Origin of the sequence: Polaribacter sp. BM10 (genome assembly GCF_002005425.1) — a bacterium.
GTDB classification, from domain to species: Bacteria; Bacteroidota; Bacteroidia; order Flavobacteriales; family Flavobacteriaceae; genus Polaribacter; species Polaribacter marinaquae.
On sequence record NZ_CP019704.1, the window covers coordinates 992994 to 1012409 of the forward strand.

Below are 19416 nucleotides of genomic sequence, written 5' to 3' on the forward strand. Positions count from 1 at the left end.
TTTTATGCAATTTATTAAATTATAAATCTATATATTGTAAAAATCAATTATAAATTTAACTCATTTAAACCTCATAATATAGAGGTAACAAAATTATATTAAGTACGTTTTATGGATTTCTTTTTGAAGGAAAACAATGATTTTACACCTTTTACAAATCAACACTTAAGTGTAGTCGCTTGTTTAATTGTTTTTGGATATCTTTTACTTTTATTTGCAAAAAATCAATCTAAAAGAAAACAAATATTAATAGGAAATATATTTGCTTTCAGTCTTTCTTTTACCGTAATATTAGGTACAATTATAAACTTTTATACAGGAAACTTTAATTATCAAAAAGACTTACCATTGCATTTGTGTAGTTTTATGGCAATTATTATCCCTGTTCTGTCACTTACTAGAAAGCTTATATATTATGAAATTCTTCTATTTTTAGTCTTTGCAGGAACTTTACAGTCTTTAATAACACCAGACGAAAGTAATTATTTAAATTTTAAGTTTTTTAGATATTGGTTTGTACACGCAGGACTAATCATTTTTATGCTATATGCAACGTTTATATATAAAATGAGACCAACTATAAAAAGTGTAGCAAAATCATTTTTAGCAATGCAAATTTATATGATAATTATGTTTGTGTTAAATTATTTCTTAGGTTCTAACTATTTTTACACCAATAGAAAACCAGATGCTGCAACCTTATTAGATTTATTCGGCGAGTGGCCAAAATACATTTTTGTAGTAGAGATTATAGTAATTCCTTACTTTTTACTAATTTATTTACCTTTTTATATCGCAAAAAAAAGGTCTTAATTTTCTTCTCGATTTACTAAATCGATAGAAAATGCAGGTAAACAAACTGCAAGATATTCACAAGGTTCGTCAAAAGGATTTGAATATTGCACTCTAGTATTTTTTTCAATTTTAATAGACTCGCCTGTTTTTAAAATAACAGTTTCTCCATCTATAATAAATTGCTTTTTACCTTTAATAATATAAGTGTATTCGTCAAATTCTGGTGTTTGAAATGGCTCACTCCATTTAGATGGCGCAACCATATGTGCAATACTTATTTGAGAATTACCATCAGTTGCATTACCAAAATGCTCTTCTATTAATTTACCATCTGTTGTTGGTACAACAAAAGGAGATTTCTGAATTGTATATTTTTTCATTTAATAAACGATGTTAAATTCTCTTCTTATAATTTGTTCTTTTCTATTAAGACTATCGTATTTATTTTCTTCAAAATAATAAGAAACAGCTTTTTTTAAAGTTTCTGAATCTAGTAAATAATTTGATAATGTAGAAAGTTTAAAATTTGATCTATTATTTGCACCGATAACTAATCTTAAAGAATTTAGTAAAGATTTATCATCTAGCAAGCAACCAATAATACCTATAGACTCGTGTTCTGAAACATGACATTCATTTAAAACACCTCTTTCTATCTCGTTAATTTTAATATCATTATCAAGATAATATTGAAGAATAATTCTTCTTTCGAATTCAGAATTTGGTCTTAAAATTGAATCTTTGCTATTTTCTATAGAATACGTGCTCATATTCTATTAATTAAACCAAACAATAAAAGATTTCATTTTTGCTAAATCAGGAATTTGTTCTAAAGTTACATTTTGAGTAGAAAAATCTTTTAACCCTAATTCTTCTTTGTCGATTCCTATTGTTGCGTTTAAATCATCAATAAATAATGTTGCAGTAGAAAAAGTAGACTCTACTCTATTGATGTTATTATTTAAGTTTATTTCAGAAAAACTAGAATTAATATTGATACCAGATTCAGTAGCATATCTTGAGTCATGAATTTCGATACTTTTAATTGTAGATACAGAATCTAATTGTTCTTTAGGTACAATTGTTAGTTTTAACTTCCCTCCTTTTTCATATATCAAATATTCGTCATCATCTTGAAAATAATTATCACCTAAAGCCCCTTCACTTAAATTTTTAACAATAGAATCATTTTCAAAAATTTCATCTAACTCTTCAATAGTTGTTTTTGGTGTTAAATGACCTACTTTACCTTTTTCTATTGTAAATTTACCTCCATCGCCACAACTAATTACTAAAAGTGAACATGCAATTATTACTATTGATAATATATTTTTTTTAATCATACTTGGTAGTTTATACGTTTATAACGTGCTATATCTATTTTTGTTATTTTAAAACTTTTTTTAATATTCCGAAGGCTGCTCTTATAAAGGTTGCACTTGTAAGTACTTTTACAATTGGGTTTTGAGCTGTACTTCTTCTTCTAGAATAACTTCTAGAGGCTTTTTCTTCTCTTTTTCTTTCTCGTTCTTTTTCTTTCGCTAGTTTTTCTCTTTCCTTCTTTTCTTCAGCTTCTTTAATTGCTTTTGCTTCAGCTAAATTAACTTTTTCAATTTTAGAGTTTAGCAACTCATAAGCGCTTTCTCTATCTAAATTTTCATTGTATTTATAAAAAAGTCTCGAATTATTAATAACACTTTTAAGCTCTTTGGGTGTTAAAACATCCATTCTACTCATTGGTGCTCTTAACATTGTTCTAGCCAATGGTGTTGGTATTCCTTTTTCGTTTAAAACAGAAACAAAAGCTTCACCAATACCTAATTGAGTTAATACTTCTTTCGTATCGTAATATTCTGAATCTGGATAATTCTCTGCAGCCAATTTTATTGCTTTTCTGTCTTTAGCAGTAAACGCTCTTAATGCATGCTGAATTTTTAAACCCAATTGTGCTAAAATATCTTCTGGTACATCTTTAGGGTTTTGCGTTACAAAATACAAACCTATACCTTTAGAACGAATCAATTTTACAATACTTTCTATTTGATTAAGCAATGCTTTAGAAGCTTCTTCAAAAACTAAATGTGCTTCATCAATAAAAATAACCAATTCTGGTCTTCCTGAATCTCCTTGCTCTGGAAAAGTTTCATAAACTTCTGCCAATAATTGCAACATAAATGTAGAAAACATCTTTGGTTTATCTTGAATATCCGTTAAACGTAAAACAGAAATAATTCCTTTTCCGTCTTCATCTATTCTTGTTAAATCTTCTACATCAAAAGATTTTTCTCCAAAAAACAAATCGCCACCTTGTTGTTCTATTTCTACAATCTTACGCAAAATTGCACCTGTACTTGCAGTAGAAATTCGACCATATTCTGCTTGAATTTCTTCTTTACCTTCTTGCGTTACAAATTGTAATACCTTTTTAAAATCTTTAATATCTAACAACGGATATTTATTGTCATCACAATATTTAAAAATTATAGATACAATTCCGCTTTGAGTTTCTGTTAAATCTAAAATTCTAGATAACAAAACTGGTCCAAATTCTGATATTGTTGCACGCAACCTTGTACCATCTTGTTCAGATATCGTTAGAACTTCTATAGGAAATTTTTGAGCAGTAAATTCAAATCCAATTTTTGCATGACGTTCGTCTATTTTTGCATGTCCTGGGCTTGGTTGTGCTAAACCAGAAAGGTCTCCTTTTATATCCATTAATAAAACCGGAATTCCTTTTTCTGAAAGGTTTTCTGCTAAAACTTGTAAAGTTTTGGTTTTTCCGGTTCCTGTTGCACCAGCAATTAAACCGTGCCTATTTAAAGTTTTTAAAGGAACTTTAACAATGGCGTTTGTTATGGTTTCTTCACCTAACATTGCAGCGCCTAACTCAATAGACTCACCTTTAGTTTTGTAGCCATTATTAATGTATTCAAAAAATTCTTCCTTTTGACTCATCTTCGTAAATTTTGATAAAAATAATCAAACTTTAACATTTAAGAAATTATTTGAAGAGTTTTGTTCCTTCTAATTAGAAAAATATTCCGGAATTAAACTTTTAAGTTTTACCAATGTTTCTTCTACAGACAATTCACTCATTCCGCCAGCTGCATTTGCATGACCACCACCATTAAAATGTTCTTTAGCTAGAACGTTTACAGGATTTTCTGCTCCTTTAGATCGAAAAGAAATTTTCATAATTCCGTCTCTTTCTGTAAATACAATTGCGGCTTTCATGCCTTTTATTGATAAAACTAAATTTGCCAAATTATCGGTATCTCCTTTAACATATTTATATTTTGCCAATTCTTCTTTAGACAAAGAAATTATAGCAACATTATAATCATATAAAACCTCTAACTTTTCGCTCATTGCAAAACCTTGCAAGCGCAAGCGAGTTTCTGTATTATTATCACTCAATTTTTCGTGAATTAAATGATGCTCTACACCTGCAGCTAATAATTTAGCCAAAACCTCATGCGTTCTTGGTTTTACAGAATTAAATCTAAAACTACCGGTATCTGTTAAAATACCTAAATACAACGGAGTACCTATTTTAGCGTCTAATACATCTAAATTATCAGACTGCTCTATTAAATCTACAATTAATTGTGATGTTGATGATGCTGTTGTTTCAGAAACAATAATATCAGGAAAATCTTCTGGATTTAAATGATGATCTATCATTATTTTCTTAGCAGTAGAAGCTGCCAACAAAGATTCCATTTCTGGCCCTACTCTACTAATTGCATTGTAGTCTAAACAAAAAATTAAATCTGCTTTACTTATTTTATTTGTAACTTCTTCAGGATTTTCATCCATTAAAACTATTAAAGATGTATCTAACCAATGTAAAAATTCTGGTGCTTTATCGGGATGGCAAATTACTGCAGATTTACCCAATTTCTCTATAAAATGAAGTAATCCTAAAGATGAACCTACAGAATCTCCATCTGCAGATTTATGAGCTGTTATTACGATGTTAGTAGCTGCTAATATTTCAGCTTCAATTTTCTTATAAATATTCATGAAAATTATTTTTATAATTACTTTAGAAGTGTAATTATTTTAAAGTTCGCGAAGTTAGGATTATTATTGAAGTGAAATAATAATTTCAATTTAAAAATTAATCAATCCAATTTTTAAAATCTTTTACTCGTTCTCTACTTACAATAATTTCGGATTCATTATAAGAATTTAAAATTAACTTTAAACGAGAATTAGAATACGCAATGATATCTTTTATAGCGTTAATATGCACAATAAAAGTTCTGTTTACTCTAAAAAATTTTTCTGGATTTAGAATATTTTCTAAACTTGATAATGAGTAATTAATTATATAATTTAAATTAGAAGTTTTTAAATATGTTGCATTTTCTAAACTATAGAAAAAAGATATTCTATCGATTTCAATTATTTTAATCTTTTTACCAACTTTTACAGTAAAAGATTCTTTAAAATTATCAATCTTAAAATTACTAACTAACTTTTTAAATTTTTCTAAGTCGATATCTTTTTGATGAATTTCTTTAACTTTCTCGATTGCATTAGAAAGTTTTAGTCTATTAATTGGTTTTAGTAAATAAGAAATACTATTGTAATCAAAAGCTTTTAAACTATAGTTACTAAATGCGGTTGTAAAGATTATTTTAGAAGTAATATCTATTTGTTTAAAAATATCAAAACACAATCCGTCAGAAAGTTGAATATCTAGAAAAATAATATCTGGCTGTTTATTATTTTGAAACCAGTTTATAGAAGATTTTACTGATGTTAATACTGATAAAATTTCAACATCAAAATCTTTTAAAATTCTCTCTAATCTTCTTGCTGATGGCAATTCGTCTTCTATAATTAAGGCTTTCATTAAACGGTTTCTAAAATTGGCAATTGAATAACAAAATGTGTTTCAGATTTTTTTATAATTACTTTATCATCTGTAAAATAAGCAATTCTTTGTATTATATTTTCTATTCCTTTTTTTGAATTTTCTATCTTTACTGATTTTGGAATCTTATTATTTTCTACAATTAAATAATTTTCTTCGGATGTAATTTTTACATCAACAATATTATTTTCATTTATAATATTATGTTTTACAACATTCTCTAAAACTTGTTGTAAAATCGTTGAAACAATATATTTATCATTTACACTTTCATCAACAGAAATTAAATAATTAAAGCCGATTTCAAAACGTTCTTTTAACAATTCTAAATAGCTTTTGGCAAACTCAATTTCATCTTTTACTAAAACTACATCTTGTTTTTCTTGTTCTAAAAAATAACGATATATATTTGATAAATTCTCTGAAAATGAAACGGCCTTTGTTGGATTTTCTTCAATTAAACTGGTTAAAACATTAATATTATTAAACAAAAAATGTGGACTGATTTGATTTTTTAATTGCTGATAGTTTAATTGTGATTCTATAGATTGTTGAATTAAGAAAGTTTTTTCTTGTTTTGAAACAAGTTTCAGAAAATACAAATGAGTTAATAGCACTATACACAAGTAATAAGGTGAAAATAAGGCTATTGACAATAATATGTTTAAATAAAGCCTATTAGAAAAAGTAATCTCATATGTTCTAGTCATTAAAGGCAGAGTCGTAAGAAAATCAAATAAAAGTATAACCAACAAGTACAAAATAATAATTTTAAATAAATTATTGCTTTGAAAGTTATTTAAAAAAGTAATAGTTAAAAAAGCGAAAAGTAAACCAAATGGAAATAATGTTGTCCAAACAAAAATCAATTTTGTAAAACTAGCAGAACCTAATATTATTAAAATACTATATATAATTGTTGTAGTTAGAGCTATTATTAAAATCTTCTTAATTGAATAACTAACTTTTAAGAATAACTTTACATTTTTATCAGCATATTTCGATTTAATCAATAACAAAAAATTAAATAATAATGAGATAAAAAAACCAATTAAAGAGTTCATTAAAGTTGTAAATTCTAAAAAACTATAACTTTCTTTCAATAATATTTTCGAGAAATATAAATAAATAGCTACAAAAACTAATCCAAAAGAAATTAATGGAGCTTTAATATAAAAATTGCTTTTTTGATTTTTTCTAAAAGTGAATATTGATATAGAAACTGGTAAGAAAATTATTATAAATGATGTAACATAAACTCTAAAAAAATCATCTTTTTCATAATTATTTAATGATTTCGAAATAATATGTGAACTTAAAATTATAATTAAATAAACAACTAACGATACTAATATTAACCTTACTTTTCTTTTCATAATTTCTAATTTTCATCAAAAATGGAATTTATCACTTTCAATAAAAAAAGAAATATAGTGAATTGTTGTTTTTAATTAGTGAGTTGTTAAATACTTCTCGATACTTTTTTCTTCATTCTTCAGAAAAACATTCGAAGTGACAGACTTTTCTCCTTTTTAACTTTAAACTTTAAAATTTGAACTTTGAACTCTAATCAATCCAATTCTTAAAATCTTTTACTCGTTCTCTACTTACAATAATTTCGGATTCATTATAAGAATTTAAAATTAACTTTAAACGCGAATTTGAATAGGCAATGATATCTTTAATCGAATTAATATTGATAATAAAAGTACGGTTTACTCTAAAAAACTTTTCTGAATCTAATTGCTCTTGCCAATTTTCTAAAGAGCCATCTAACAAATAATTTCTATTTTCTGAAGTATGAATATACGTAGCTTTATTTTCGCTATAAAAACATTCAACTTCATCAATATTAATAATTTTGATATGTTGCCCAACTTTGATTGAGATTCGTTTTTTAAATTTACGATCTACAGGATTTACCAAAAGTTTACGGATATCATCTAAGTTTACTTGAACGTCTGATTGCTTTGGTTGATTTTCTTTAAATTTATTTACAGCAATCTTTAATTCATCTTCATCTAAAGGTTTTAACAAATAATCTATACTATTTAATTTAAACGCTTTTAAAGCATATTCATCATAAGCCGTTGTAAAAATTATTGCAGACTTTACTTCTATTTCTTCAAAGATTTCAAAAGACAAACCGTCTGATAATTGAATATCTAAAAATATTAAATCTGGGTGCGTATTGTTTTGTAACCAACTTAAAGATTCTTCTACAGAATGTAACATTTGTTGTACTTCTATATCTAATTCTGCTAACATTCTGTTTAATCTTCTTGCAGCAGGTTTTTCATCTTCAATTATTAATACGTTCATAGAAATTGTTTTCTTATTTACTTTTTTTGAATGAAATGTATTATTTCATAAACTCTTTTACTTTTCTCTCTTCCCAATCTTTACCAAAAATAGTAATCACATCATAAGTTCTAAATGCATCAAAAATTAAGAAGATTCCCCAAATTAACCAAAACGGAATGTGTATAAATCCGTCACTATCATATTGATTGCTCAATATAAAGTTTCCAAATATTTTAAACGAAAATTTCCAAACAAATGTGAAAAATAAATTTACTATTAAATAAGTAACTACGTGTTTGTAAAACTTTTTAATGTTTTCTACTTTCTTTCTTGCTTTTGCATAGTTGTATTCATCTGCATTTTTCATAATTACCTTTTGTTGTCTCTATCATTTTGTCTGTCTAAAATCTCATTAATTTTTTTTTCTTCCCAATTAGAGCCAAAACCAATAGAATTAAATCCGAATACACCTAACCAATGAAAAAACATACCGATTCCCCAGAATAACCATGTAGAATAGGTGCCGAAATTGGTTAATGCTTCTTTAAAATTATATCCATTTTGCATTAAACCAAAAATAACAATTCCGCTAATAAAAATATTTACCAACACAAAAACTATTAAGTGAATGTAGAAACCTTTAATGGCTTTTACTCTTTTTTTTGCTTTGATATATTGCTGTTCTTTTCTAAAATCTTTTTCCATAACAGTTTTAATTATTATTCATTAATTCTTTAATTTTCTTTTCTTCCCAATTTTCTCCAAGACCTAATAAGTTCAAGCCAAAAACCGCAAACCAATGAGAGAAAAGACCAATACCCCAACCGCATAAAGAAAACCAAAACCAATGAAAACTAGGATCGAATTTTAAATTAATAAAAATTAAAGTTGGTATTACAATGCAGTAAACGGTTAAGTGAGAATAGAAACCTTTAATCTTTTTCACCCTTTTTTTGGCAACAAAAAGTTTTTGTTCTTGTGTATAATTTACCTCCATTTTATTGTCTATAATTTTGTTCGTTCATAAATTTATCTATCTTTCTTTTTTCCCAATCATTTGTAAAAAAGATATTTAAACCAAATGTATTTATGGCTTGAAAAGCGATTCCTATTCCCCAAAACAACCAAATTTTATAGTTGCTATTGTAAAACACTGCTTGTGTAAAATTACTACCATCATTTATATCACCAACAATAAAAATTGCACTTAAAAAAGTATTAACTACAATATAAACTGCTAAATGCTTGTAAAACTTACTTAACCTTTCTACCTTCTTTTTTGCTAAAATATAATTTTGTTCTTCTGTATAATTCGTTTTCATTATCTGTAATTTTTTTGCTGATTTTCTTTATCCATTATCTCTTTAATTTTTCTGTCTTCCCAATTATTTCCTAAGAAAATATTGTAATTATTAACTTCTAAGAAGTGAAAAATTAAGCCCATTCCCCAACCAAAAATGGGAAACCAAAACCAGTGAAAACCTGGAGAAAATCTTAAATTGATAAATATTAAAAAAGGTATTACAATACAGTAAGAAGCTAAATTCTGATAAAATTCTTTTAATTTCTCTACTTTTTCTACTGCTTTAACATATTTGCTGTTTTCTAAATCGTCTGTGTACATAATGTCATTTATTTTATATAAGAGAGGCAAGCTCACCTTAAAAGTTTTGTTATTGTTTTCTATTTTCACTCCTTTCTGAGTGATTAATCCGTATCTGTCTGCAATATTTTGCAACCCAACTTTGGTGCTTTTACCTATTGCTTCTTTAGGATTGATGTTGTTTTCTATGATTAAATAATTATCTTCTTCGTAAATTGATATTTCTAAAGGTTTTGAAGATGAAACCACATTGTGTTTTACTGCATTTTCTAGTAATAATTGCAGTGATAATGGCACAATTTTAAGATCGTTGTTACTTACAATATCTGGTATATTAAATTTTACAGCATCTTCAAAACGCATACCTAATAGTTGCATGTAGGTTTTTGCAAAATTTAATTCTTCGGTAATTGGTACTAAATCTTTATTTCTTTGTTCTAAAACGTACCTATAAACTTTAGAAAGTTTGGTTGTAAATTTTTCTGCTTGATTAGGGTTTTCTCCAATTAAACTGGTTAAAACATTTAAGCTATTGAATAAAAAATGAGGATCTAACTGATTTTTAAGAGATTCGAACTTTGCAGTTTCTGTTTTCGCCACAATTTGTTGTTGCGTACTTTCTTTGGTCATTGCCTTTTTCCAGTTGATCATAAAACCCTTTGCATGAAAAAAAACGGCTACTCCAAGAGAAAAAACGATGGCAAATAAATGAACCCAAATTAAAAATCCTTTAAAAAAGTCTTCGAATTTGTAGCCAAATATTAAAATGTATTGCACATAATGAATAATTAAAACTGCAATAACAGTATAAATAAATGTTGCTATAACACCAGCCCAAACTCTGCTATTAGTTTCGGTAACCCAATCCCATTTTTTGTTTAAGAATTCGTTTAAAACTCCGTTTCCTAAACCTAATGTAAAAGAATACATAGCAGATATTAAAAATGTTAGAGCCATTCCTTTTACTGTAAACTGTTGATTTATCAGTATAAACACTACTCCTAAAATTAAAGCTAGCTTTAAAGAAATTAACGAATCTTTTCTTAATTCTTTAAATAAATTCGAGTTGGTTGCAAACATTTTTACTATTTAATTTTATAAATAAATTCTTAAAATTTTATCTCTAAAGATACATCTTTATCAGAAACTGTAAATTTAGAATCTTCAAAATTTGGAGGTCCAAAACTCATAACATTATTAGATGCACCGTAATCTTCTAATGGCATTCCGTTAGATTTAAAATCCATTTTATCGTTGTCATTTTTATCATGGTAGCAAATAATTGCATAATCTCCAGCGATTACATCTTTAAAGACAACGACACTTTTGCCGTCTATAATTTTAGATGCTGATGCTTTTATTGGTTTTAATCTAAAGTTAGATTTGTCATACAGCGCAAATCCTACTTTACCAGAATCTGAAGTTACATTTACTACAGTTGCTGTTATTGTTTTGTTTTGCGCAATTAAATCATTTGTTAATGTTAACATTGCAATTACTAAAAAAGATACTAAAGTTTTCATGTTGTGTGGTTTTTGTTATTAATTATGGTTCAAAGATGCAACACAAGTACAGTTTTTAAAACTAAACAATACCGAACTGTATAATTAGTATGATGAATTGTAAAAAAATTAAAAATTCTACCTCTTTTAATTAATAATCTGAATGATAACTGATTTTTAATTAGTTGTAATATGTAATTAGAGATGACTTTATGTATAGAAAAATTAATAATTATGAATTGATATGGGTATATTTTAATAAATTGATAAAAATTAAAAATTCTTTTCTTTTTTTATTTCTGTATTTAAAAAATACTATACTTTTACCACATGTTTATAACAGAAAATAAAATAAATACAATGGTTCCCAGATTGCGACGACGCAATACTAAACGCTAATATCTTTTTTAGCAACAAGAAGAGAGTACCATAATTTTTATTTTTTTATAATCATGTTTCACACGCAAAACTTACAAAGCCTACAAAACAAAATAATTACAATTTATAGTAATTGTATTTCTGTACGCCGCTTTTTCTCACCTCGCCCTTTGGGTGTTTAGTAAGTTATGGAATTAGGTGAGTCCAATTCTGCATTCAAAAACAAATATCAAATACATTTAAATTTTAAATATCAATACAATGGAAATTGTAATTGCTAATAAATCACATATAATTTACGCAGATATTATTTGTAAGACAATAGAAGATGCTGCTCAAGTAAGAGGAACTGGTATTGCCAAAAGAAAGCCAGAATACGTTGCCAAAAAAATGGAAAACGGCAACGCTGTTATTGCTTTAGATGGTGGTATGTTTGCCGGTTTTTGTTATATAGAACAATGGGGTCATGGTAAATTTGTTGCCAACTCTGGTCTAATAGTGCACCCAGATTATAGAAATATTGGTTTAGCCAAAAAAATTAAACTTGTAATTTTTAAACATTCTAGAACCAAATTTCCAGATGCTAAAGTATTTAGTATTACAACGGGTTTAGCTGTAATGAAATTAAATAGCGATTTAGGTTATAAACCTGTAACTTTTTCTGAATTAACAGACGACCAAAGCTTTTGGGATGGTTGCCAAACTTGCAGAAATTTTGATGTTTTAACAAGAACTGATAGAAAAATGTGCTTGTGTACAGGAATGTTATTTGATCCAAAAAACAATAATAAAGAAGCCACAAAAGAGGTTAAAGAAAACGTTTTTAAAAGATTAAAACATATAAAACAAAACTTGTTTTTAAAAAAAGATAAAAAATGAAAAAATTAGTAATTGCATATAGTGGTGGTTTAGATACTTCTTATTGTGCTGTAAGTTTATCTAAAGATTATGATGTACATGCTGTAAGTGTAAACACAGGTGGTTTTACATCCGAAGAAATTAAAAATATAGAAAGTAACGCTTATAAAATGGGTGTTACAACCTATAAAAATATAGATGCAGTAGCTACTTTTTACAACAAAGTAGTTAAATATTTAATTTTTGGTAATGTTCTAAAAAATGCCACATATCCACTTTCTGTTAGTGCAGAAAGAATTATTCAGGCAATAGAAATTATAGAATATGCAAAAAGCATAGATGCAGAATATATTGCACACGGTAGCACTGGTGCAGGTAATGATCAAGTTAGATTTGACATGATTTTTCAAACTTTAGCGCCAAACATTAAAATTATTACACCTATTAGAGATCAAAAATTATCTAGACAAGAAGAAATAGATTATCTAAAATCTGAAGGAATTGACATGAATTGGGAGAAATCTAAGTATTCTGTAAACAAAGGCCTTTGGGGAACAAGTGTTGGTGGTGTAGAAACTTTAAAATCTGAAAAACCTTTACCCAGTGAAGCATATCCTTCTCAATTAGAAAAAGAAGGAGAAGAAAAAGTAACGCTAACTTTTAAAAATGGTGAATTTGTTGCTTTAAACGGACAAGAAAATAAGCCTGAGATAAATATTGAAAATCTAAACGAAATTGCTTCTAAATATGCAATTGGTAGAGATATTCATGTTGGTGATACAATTGTGGGTACTAAAGGTAGAGTTGGTTTTGAAGCTGCCGCGGCATTAATTACTGTGAAAGCACATCACTTATTAGAAAAACACACGCTTACAAAATGGCAGTTACAACACAAAGAGTATTTATCTAGTTTTTATGGAATGCATTTACACGAAGGACAATATTTAGATCCTGTAATGAGAGATACGGAAGCTTTTTTACAAAGTTCGCAAAAAATGGTTTCTGGTAATGTGGTGGTTTCTTTAAAACCATATCATTTTACTTTAGACGGAATAGTATCTGACCATGATTTAATGTCGAGTGCTTTTAGTACTTATGGTGAAGAAAATAAAGCTTGGACAGCCGATGACGCGAAAGGTTTTATAAAAATTATTGGGAATCAAAATAAAATATACAAACAAGTAAATTCTTAATTATGTTAGAAGTAGGAATTATTGGTGGCGCAGGTTATACTGCAGGAGAATTAATTCGATTATTATTAAATCATCCAAAAACAAACATAAACTTTGTATACAGTACTTCTAATGCTGGTAACAAATTATATAAAGTTCATCAAGATTTGGTAGGTTCTACAGATATTAGTTTTTCTAGTGAAGTTAATGCTAATGTTGATGTTTTATTTTTATGTTTAGGACATGGAAATTCAACCGCTTTTTTACAAAAAAATAGTTTTTCTAATACTACAAAAATTATTGATTTAAGTAATGATTTTAGATTAACTGCTGATAAAAACTTTGAGGGTAAAGAGTTTGTATACGGATTACCAGAATTGCAAAAAGAAGCAATAAAATCTGCTAAATACATTGCAAACCCTGGTTGTTTTGCTACCGCCTTACAATTGGCAATTTTACCTTTAGCTGCAAACGGATTGCTTAAAAATGATGTTCATATTAATGCCGTAACAGGTGCAACTGGTGCAGGTACTTCTTTATCTGCAACTACTCATTTTACATGGCGAGACAATAATTTTTCTCATTATAAAGCTTTTAATCACCAACATTTAGGTGAAATAAATCAGACAGTTAAACAATTGCAAGCAGATTTTAATAGTGAAATTAACTTTATGCCAAATAGAGGCGATTTTTCTAGAGGAATTTTTGCAACAACATATACAAAATTTGATGGCACTATAGAAGAGGCGAAAACAATTTATAAAGAATACTATAAAGACGCCGCTTTTACAATTGTTTCTGATGAAAGTATTTTTATGAAACAAGTTGTAAACACAAATAAATGCTTGGTACAACTAGAAAAACACGGCAACAAATTATTAATTACAAGTACAATTGATAATTTATTAAAAGGTGCATCTGGTGCAGCAATACAGAATCTAAACTTAATGTATGGCTTTGAAGAAACGTTAGGTTTAAATTTAAAAGCAAATTATTTTTAAGAAGCCAAAGCCCGCGTTAGCGATTGAAGTGGCATCCTTTTTTTGTTGCCACATATGGCAAAAAAAGATATAACGGAAAGCGCGACCTTTAGGTAACGCCCAAAAAAAATAAAAATGAAAATAGCAATTATAGGTACAGGAAATTTAGGAAAATCTATTGCAAAAGGTTTAATTACCAACAATGCAATTACTTCTTTATACCTTACAAAAAGAAATATTGATGGTATTGCAGAGTTTGAAGGATACACAAATGTTTTTTTAACTACAGATAATATTACCGCTGTAAAAAATTCTGATATTTTAATTTTTGCAGTTCAACCTGCACATTTTGAAGGAATTTTAAGAGATATAAAGCCTTATTTAACAGAAAAACATGTAGTTATTTCTACAATAACTGGTTTTTTGATTCCGCAAATAGAAGAAGAAATTGGTGCTGATAAATTTATAATTCGTGCAATGCCAAATACCGCTATTGCAGTTGGTAAATCTATGACGTGTATGTGTAGCAACCCACAAGGCGAAAAACGTATTAAAATTGCAGAAGCTATTTTTAATCGGCTAGGACATTCTTTAAGTATTCCAGAAAGTCAAATGCAAGCTGCAACCGTGGTTTGTGCTAGCGGAATCGCTTTTTGGATGCGTCTAATTAGAGCAACAACTCAAGCTGCTATTCAGTTAGGTTTTGATGCAAAAGAAGCGCAAGAATTGGCAATGTTTACTAGTGAAGGCGCTGCAAATTTATTAATAACTAACGGCAATCATCCAGAAGAAGAAATTGACAGAGTTACAACACCAAAAGGTTGTACTATAGAAGGTTTAAATGAAATGGAACATAAGGGTTTGAGCTCTTCTTTAATACAAGGTATGGTTGCTTCTTTTAACAAAATTAATAACATTAAAAAAGAACAAATATGAGTTTATTTAATGTATATCCATTATTCGATATCACTCCTGTAAAAGCTAAAGGTGTATATGTTTTTGATGAAAACGATACAAAATATTTAGATTTATACGGTGGTCATGCAGTAATATCTATTGGGCATTCGCATCCAAAATATGTAGCGGCAATATCAGAACAAGTTTCTAAATTGGGTTTTTATAGCAACTCGATTCAGAATCCGCTACAAAAGGCATTGGCAGAAAAATTAGTTTCGTTTTCTGGTTGCCCAGATTATGAATTATTTTTATGTAATTCTGGTGCAGAGGCTAATGAAAATGCTTTAAAACTAGCCTCTTTTCATAACCAAAAGAAAAAAGTTATTGCATTTAAAAACGGATTTCACGGTAGAACTTCTGCAGCAGTTGCGGCAACAGACAACGCAAAAATTATAGCACCAATTAACGCACAACAAGAGGTAGAAATTTTAGAATTAGGCGATTTAGTTGCCTTAGAAAAAGCATTAGCTAAAAACGATGTTTGTGCAGTAATTATAGAATGTATACAAGGTGTTGGTGGTTTAGATGAAAGTAATACCGCTTTTTATAAAGGCGTAGATCTTTTATGTAAAAAATACAATACTTGTTTTATTGCTGATGAAGTACAATCTGGATTTGGAAGAACAGGAGATTTTTTTGCTTTTCAAAAATACAATGTAACACCAGATATAATTTCAATTGCAAAAGGTATGGGAAACGGCTTTCCTATAGGTGGTATTTTAATTCATAAAAATATTAAAGCTTCTTATGGTTTATTGGGTACAACTTTTGGCGGAAACCATTTAGCATCGGTTGCTTCTTCAACTGTTTTAGAAGTTATAGAAGAAGAAAACTTAATGCAAAACGTCAAAGAAATTTCTGCTTATTTTATAGAAAAAGCAAAAGAAATCTCTGAAATTAAAAATATTAAAGGTCGTGGTTTAATGCTTGGTTTAGAGTTTGATTTTCCGATTGCAGAACTGCGTAAGAAATTAATTTTTAATCAACAGATATTTACAGGTAGCGCAAAAAATCCTAATTTATTAAGAATCTTACCACCTTTAACAATTAAAAAAGAACACGTTAACGCATTTTTTAATGCTTTAAAAATAGAATTATCATGCTAAATTATACTTCTATCGATGATATAGAAAATATAAATTCTTGGATTAAAGAAGCTCAAGAAATAAAGGCAAATCCTTTAAAAAATAAAGATTTAGGTAAAAATAAAACTTTAGGTTTATTATTTTTTAATTCTAGTTTACGTACACGTTTAAGCACGCAAAAAGCAGCTTTAAATTTAGGAATGGATCCGATTGTAATGAACGTTTCTGGCGATGCTTGGGGAATTGAGTTTGGAGACGGTACAATTATGAATGGTAATACTGCAGAACACATTAAAGAAGCAGCAGCTGTTGTTTCTCAATATTGCGATATTATTGCGGTAAGAGCTTTTCCGGGTTTAATAGATAAAGAAAAAGACGAATCTGAACAAATCTTAAAGTCTTTTGTAGAATTCGCTTCTGTACCAATTGTTAGTATGGAAAGTGCAACTGGTCATCCGCTACAAGGCTTAACAGATGCAATTACTATTGAAGAATTTTCAACTAAAAAGAAACCCAAAGTAGTTTTAAGTTGGGCACCACATATTAAGGCTTTACCACATGCAGTTGCAAATAGTTTTACGCAAGCAATGCATAAAATGAATGTTGATTTTGTAATTGCAAATCCTAAAGGATACAATTTAAGCAAAGAAATTACTAAAAACACTCCTGTTTACCACAACCAAGAAGAAGCATTTAAAGACGCCGATTTTGTATACACAAAAAACTGGAGCTCTTATGAATCTTATGGCGAGGTTTTAGATGTAGAAAATAACTGGACCATTACTAAAGATAAAATAGGTGATGCAAAATTTATGCATTGTCTACCTGTTAGAAGAAATCTTGTTGTAGAAGATGCTGTGTTAGATTCTGATGCTTCTTTGGTAATAGAACAAGCTAACAACAGAACATATGCAGCGCAATTAGTTTTGAAAAAAATTCTAGAAAATGCTTAAAGAAAAACTATCAATCATAAAAATTGGAGGAAACATTATCGAAGATGAAACATCTTTGGCTGCTTTCTTAAAACTTTTTTCCAATTTAGAAGGGAATAAAATTTTAGTTCACGGTGGTGGTAAACGAGCTACAAGTGTTGCGTCTAAACTAGGAATAACTTCTAAAATGATTGATGGTAGACGAATTACCGATGCCGAAACTTTAGAAGTTATTACTATGGTTTATGGTGGTTTAGTTAACAAAAATATTGTTGCAAAACTACAAGCTTTACAAGTAGATGCAATTGGTTTAACTGGTGCAGACATTAATAGTATTAAATCTAATAAAAGACCTATCAAAAAAATAGATTTTGGTTATGTTGGTGATGTTAAAGAAATAGCCTCTAACTCTATAGATAAATTAATTAAAGCAGATTTTACACCTGTATTTTGTGCAATTACGCACGATGGAAATGGACAATTATTAAACACAAATGCAGATACAATTGCAAGTACAATTGGTGTTGGTATGAGCAAAATTTATGACACATCTATTTACTATTGTTTTGAATTGAATGGTGTTTTACAAGATTTTTCTGATAAAGAATCAGTAATAAAAAATATCGATTCTGAAACATATCAAAATTTACTAAAAAATGGAATTATCTCAGACGGAATGATTCCGAAATTAGACAATTGTTTTGATGCTCTACAAAATGGTGTCCAAAAAGTTCATATTGGCAATACAGCCATGTTCACTAAAGAAAACAACAACTTCACAACTATAACTTTATAATGATTTCTATTGAAAAATTAACAGAAAAAGCAATATCACTTTTAAAAAATCTGATTGAAACACAATCATTTTCATCCGAAGAAGACCAAACAGCAACTCTAATAGAAAATTGGTTTAAAGAGTTTGAAATTCCTTTTAAAAGAACAAAAAACAATGTTTGGGCAACCAATAAATATTTTGATGATAACAAACCTACATTACTATTAAACTCGCATCACGACACTGTAAAGCCAAACTCGGCTTACACAAACGACCCTTTTAAAGCTTTTGTAAAAGATGGTAAATTATTTGGTTTAGGTGCTAACGATGCTGGCGGTTGTTTGGTTTCTTTAATGGCAACTTTTACAAAATTTTACGCTTTAGAAAATTTAAAATATAATTTAGTTATTGTTGCGTCTGCAGAAGAAGAAAGCTCTGGACCAAACGGATTAAATAGTATGTTGCCAATAATACCGCATATAGATGTTGCTATTGTTGGTGAGCCAACATTAATGAATTTAGCAGTGGCAGAAAAAGGATTGGTAGTTTTTGATGCAGTAGTAAAAGGAACTCCAAGTCATGCAGCTCATCCAAATAATGACAATTCAATTTACAATACAATAGAAGTTTTACAGTGGTTTAAAGATTTTAAATTCGAGAAATCTTCGGAAGCTTTAGGCGATGTAAAAATGACAGTAACTCAAATAAATGCAGGCAAACAACACAATGTTGTACCTGCGCATGTAGATTTAGTTGTAGATGTTCGTGTAAACGATGCGTATTCAAATCAAGAAATTGCAGATATTTTACAAAACCAATCTCCTTGTACAGAGATAAAACCTAGAAGTTTACGATTAAATTCATCTTCAATATCTTTAAATCACGAATTAGTAAAAGCAGGTATAGCAATGGGAAGAGAAACTTATGGTTCTCCTACCCTATCAGACCAATCTGTGTTAAGTTGCCAATCTTTAAAATTAGGACCTGGCGATAGCACGCGTTCTCACTCTGCAAATGAATTTATATATGTTGCAGAAATTGAAGAAGGAATACAGATTTATATCGAATTACTAAATAATGTAATTGTTTAAAATTATATAATCGTCATTACGAAAGAATATGACGAAGTTATCTCTTCATTAATGATATGATTACTTCAATACATTCGCAATGACAACAAAAAATAA

23 protein-coding genes are annotated in these 19416 nt (G+C 28.3%); 9 read left to right on the forward strand and 14 right to left on the reverse strand.

All coding sequences use genetic code 11. The features are described from left to right. The first annotated feature begins 111 nt into the window (after positions 1–111). Positions 112–813 (forward strand): TIGR02206 family membrane protein, encoded by a 702-nt coding sequence (locus BXQ17_RS04380; RefSeq protein WP_077809473.1) that lies wholly within the window; start codon positions 112–114, stop codon positions 811–813. Here BXQ17_RS04380 and BXQ17_RS04385 read toward each other — a convergent pair. From BXQ17_RS04385 to BXQ17_RS04450, 14 genes are all read right to left on the reverse strand, one after another. Beyond that, positions 810–1175: a cupin domain-containing protein gene (locus BXQ17_RS04385; RefSeq protein ID WP_077809474.1), complete on the reverse strand. Its 366-nt coding sequence runs from the start codon at positions 1173–1175 to the stop codon at positions 810–812. The two genes, BXQ17_RS04380 and BXQ17_RS04385, sit on opposite strands and share 4 nt — an antisense overlap. Next, positions 1176–1565 carry a hypothetical protein gene (locus BXQ17_RS04390; RefSeq protein WP_077809475.1) on the reverse strand — a complete coding sequence of 130 codons (390 nt, stop codon included), beginning with the start codon at positions 1563–1565 and terminating at the stop codon, positions 1176–1178. 6 nt (positions 1566–1571) lie between these two features. Next, positions 1572–2138, reverse strand: coding sequence for a hypothetical protein (locus BXQ17_RS04395; RefSeq protein WP_077809476.1), 567 nt, complete (start codon positions 2136–2138; stop codon positions 1572–1574). Positions 2139–2181: 43 nt separating this feature from the next. After that, positions 2182–3753, reverse strand: coding sequence for a helicase HerA-like domain-containing protein (locus BXQ17_RS04400; RefSeq protein ID WP_077809477.1), 1572 nt, complete (start codon positions 3751–3753; stop codon positions 2182–2184). A gap of 69 nt (positions 3754–3822) precedes the next feature. Beyond that, positions 3823–4824 carry a bifunctional oligoribonuclease/PAP phosphatase NrnA gene (locus BXQ17_RS04405; RefSeq protein ID WP_077809478.1) on the reverse strand — a complete coding sequence of 334 codons (1002 nt, stop codon included), beginning with the start codon at positions 4822–4824 and terminating at the stop codon, positions 3823–3825. Between the two features lie 97 nt (positions 4825–4921). Next, entirely contained in the window at positions 4922–5662 is a 741-nt protein-coding gene (locus BXQ17_RS04410) for a LytTR family DNA-binding domain-containing protein (protein WP_077809479.1), read from the reverse strand. Then, positions 5662–7059, reverse strand: coding sequence for a sensor histidine kinase (locus tag BXQ17_RS04415; protein ID WP_077809480.1), 1398 nt, complete (start codon positions 7057–7059; stop codon positions 5662–5664). Before BXQ17_RS04415 ends, BXQ17_RS04410 begins: the two co-directional genes overlap by 1 nt. A 190-nt stretch (positions 7060–7249) precedes the next feature. Next, complete coding sequence (locus tag BXQ17_RS04420; protein ID WP_077809481.1) at positions 7250–8005, reverse strand: LytTR family DNA-binding domain-containing protein; 756 nt, start codon at positions 8003–8005, stop codon at positions 7250–7252. Positions 8006–8045: 40 nt separating this feature from the next. After that, complete coding sequence (locus BXQ17_RS04425) at positions 8046–8354, reverse strand: 2TM domain-containing protein (protein WP_077809482.1); 309 nt, start codon at positions 8352–8354, stop codon at positions 8046–8048. Positions 8355–8356: 2 nt separating this feature from the next. Then, positions 8357–8692 carry a 2TM domain-containing protein gene (locus tag BXQ17_RS04430; protein WP_077809483.1) on the reverse strand — a complete coding sequence of 112 codons (336 nt, stop codon included), beginning with the start codon at positions 8690–8692 and terminating at the stop codon, positions 8357–8359. Between the two features lie 7 nt (positions 8693–8699). Next, positions 8700–8984, reverse strand: coding sequence for a 2TM domain-containing protein (locus BXQ17_RS04435; protein WP_077809484.1), 285 nt, complete (start codon positions 8982–8984; stop codon positions 8700–8702). A 1-nt stretch (position 8985) separates the two neighbouring features. After that, the gene (locus BXQ17_RS04440) at positions 8986–9309 is read right to left on the reverse strand and encodes a 2TM domain-containing protein (RefSeq protein WP_077809485.1); all 324 of its coding nucleotides are present in this window, start codon (positions 9307–9309) and stop codon (positions 8986–8988) included. Further along, positions 9309–10670 carry a 2TM domain-containing protein gene (locus BXQ17_RS04445; RefSeq protein WP_077809486.1) on the reverse strand — a complete coding sequence of 454 codons (1362 nt, stop codon included), beginning with the start codon at positions 10668–10670 and terminating at the stop codon, positions 9309–9311. The genes BXQ17_RS04440 and BXQ17_RS04445 overlap by 1 nt, the downstream gene beginning before the upstream one ends. Before the next feature lie 29 nt (positions 10671–10699). Further along, entirely contained in the window at positions 10700–11113 is a 414-nt protein-coding gene (locus BXQ17_RS04450; protein WP_077809487.1) for a DUF2141 domain-containing protein, read from the reverse strand. 618 nt (positions 11114–11731) lie between these two features. Here BXQ17_RS04450 and BXQ17_RS04455 point away from each other — a divergent pair. From BXQ17_RS04455 to BXQ17_RS04490, 8 genes are all read left to right on the forward strand, one after another. Further along, entirely contained in the window at positions 11732–12349 is a 618-nt protein-coding gene (locus BXQ17_RS04455; protein WP_077809488.1) for a GNAT family N-acetyltransferase, read from the forward strand. After that, positions 12346–13521, forward strand: a complete 1176-nt coding sequence (locus tag BXQ17_RS04460; protein WP_077809489.1) for an argininosuccinate synthase — start codon at positions 12346–12348, stop codon at positions 13519–13521. The genes BXQ17_RS04455 and BXQ17_RS04460 overlap by 4 nt, the downstream gene beginning before the upstream one ends. A 2-nt stretch (positions 13522–13523) precedes the next feature. Beyond that, positions 13524–14501, forward strand: a complete 978-nt coding sequence (gene argC, locus BXQ17_RS04465; protein ID WP_077809490.1) for an N-acetyl-gamma-glutamyl-phosphate reductase — start codon at positions 13524–13526, stop codon at positions 14499–14501. A gap of 114 nt (positions 14502–14615) precedes the next feature. Continuing rightward, a complete protein-coding gene (proC, locus tag BXQ17_RS04470) occupies positions 14616–15416 on the forward strand; it encodes a pyrroline-5-carboxylate reductase (protein WP_077809491.1) in 801 nt (266 codons plus the stop codon). After that, the gene (locus tag BXQ17_RS04475) at positions 15413–16543 is read left to right on the forward strand and encodes an aspartate aminotransferase family protein (RefSeq protein WP_077809492.1); all 1131 of its coding nucleotides are present in this window, start codon (positions 15413–15415) and stop codon (positions 16541–16543) included. Before proC ends, BXQ17_RS04475 begins: the two co-directional genes overlap by 4 nt. Further along, complete coding sequence (locus BXQ17_RS04480; RefSeq protein ID WP_077809493.1) at positions 16537–17475, forward strand: acetylornithine carbamoyltransferase; 939 nt, start codon at positions 16537–16539, stop codon at positions 17473–17475. The genes BXQ17_RS04475 and BXQ17_RS04480 overlap by 7 nt, the downstream gene beginning before the upstream one ends. Continuing rightward, the gene (gene argB / locus BXQ17_RS04485) at positions 17468–18250 is read left to right on the forward strand and encodes an acetylglutamate kinase (RefSeq protein ID WP_077809494.1); all 783 of its coding nucleotides are present in this window, start codon (positions 17468–17470) and stop codon (positions 18248–18250) included. The genes BXQ17_RS04480 and argB overlap by 8 nt, the downstream gene beginning before the upstream one ends. Continuing rightward, entirely contained in the window at positions 18250–19320 is a 1071-nt protein-coding gene (locus BXQ17_RS04490; RefSeq protein WP_187661427.1) for a M20 family metallo-hydrolase, read from the forward strand. Before argB ends, BXQ17_RS04490 begins: the two co-directional genes overlap by 1 nt. Positions 19321–19416: the final 96 nt, after the last annotated feature.

Bases quoted from the DNA above. Each gene is read 5' to 3' on its own strand.
- BXQ17_RS04420 (WP_077809481.1), bottom strand. From the start codon at position 8,005: ATGAACGTATTAATAATTGAAGATGAAAAACCTGCTGCAAGAAGATTA.
- BXQ17_RS04385 (WP_077809474.1), bottom strand. From the start codon at position 1,175: ATGAAAAAATATACAATTCAGAAATCTCCTTTTGTTGTACCAACAACA.
- BXQ17_RS04445 (WP_077809486.1), bottom strand. From the start codon at position 10,670: ATGTTTGCAACCAACTCGAATTTATTTAAAGAATTAAGAAAAGATTCG.
- argC (WP_077809490.1), top strand. From the start codon at position 13,524: ATGTTAGAAGTAGGAATTATTGGTGGCGCAGGTTATACTGCAGGAGAA.
- proC (WP_077809491.1), top strand. From the start codon at position 14,616: ATGAAAATAGCAATTATAGGTACAGGAAATTTAGGAAAATCTATTGCA.
- BXQ17_RS04455 (WP_077809488.1), top strand. From the start codon at position 11,732: ATGGAAATTGTAATTGCTAATAAATCACATATAATTTACGCAGATATT.
- BXQ17_RS04415 (WP_077809480.1), bottom strand. From the start codon at position 7,059: ATGAAAAGAAAAGTAAGGTTAATATTAGTATCGTTAGTTGTTTATTTA.
- argB (WP_077809494.1), top strand. From the start codon at position 17,468: ATGCTTAAAGAAAAACTATCAATCATAAAAATTGGAGGAAACATTATC.
- BXQ17_RS04390 (WP_077809475.1), bottom strand. From the start codon at position 1,565: ATGAGCACGTATTCTATAGAAAATAGCAAAGATTCAATTTTAAGACCA.
- BXQ17_RS04450 (WP_077809487.1), bottom strand. From the start codon at position 11,113: ATGAAAACTTTAGTATCTTTTTTAGTAATTGCAATGTTAACATTAACA.
- BXQ17_RS04380 (WP_077809473.1), top strand. From the start codon at position 112: ATGGATTTCTTTTTGAAGGAAAACAATGATTTTACACCTTTTACAAAT.
- BXQ17_RS04460 (WP_077809489.1), top strand. From the start codon at position 12,346: ATGAAAAAATTAGTAATTGCATATAGTGGTGGTTTAGATACTTCTTAT.
- BXQ17_RS04480 (WP_077809493.1), top strand. From the start codon at position 16,537: ATGCTAAATTATACTTCTATCGATGATATAGAAAATATAAATTCTTGG.
- BXQ17_RS04430 (WP_077809483.1), bottom strand. From the start codon at position 8,692: ATGGAAAAAGATTTTAGAAAAGAACAGCAATATATCAAAGCAAAAAAA.
- BXQ17_RS04435 (WP_077809484.1), bottom strand. From the start codon at position 8,984: ATGGAGGTAAATTATACACAAGAACAAAAACTTTTTGTTGCCAAAAAA.
- BXQ17_RS04490 (WP_187661427.1), top strand. From the start codon at position 18,250: ATGATTTCTATTGAAAAATTAACAGAAAAAGCAATATCACTTTTAAAA.
- BXQ17_RS04440 (WP_077809485.1), bottom strand. From the start codon at position 9,309: ATGAAAACGAATTATACAGAAGAACAAAATTATATTTTAGCAAAAAAG.
- BXQ17_RS04425 (WP_077809482.1), bottom strand. From the start codon at position 8,354: ATGAAAAATGCAGATGAATACAACTATGCAAAAGCAAGAAAGAAAGTA.
- BXQ17_RS04410 (WP_077809479.1), bottom strand. From the start codon at position 5,662: ATGAAAGCCTTAATTATAGAAGACGAATTGCCATCAGCAAGAAGATTA.
- BXQ17_RS04405 (WP_077809478.1), bottom strand. From the start codon at position 4,824: ATGAATATTTATAAGAAAATTGAAGCTGAAATATTAGCAGCTACTAAC.
- BXQ17_RS04395 (WP_077809476.1), bottom strand. From the start codon at position 2,138: ATGATTAAAAAAAATATATTATCAATAGTAATAATTGCATGTTCACTT.
- BXQ17_RS04400 (WP_077809477.1), bottom strand. From the start codon at position 3,753: ATGAGTCAAAAGGAAGAATTTTTTGAATACATTAATAATGGCTACAAA.
- BXQ17_RS04475 (WP_077809492.1), top strand. From the start codon at position 15,413: ATGAGTTTATTTAATGTATATCCATTATTCGATATCACTCCTGTAAAA.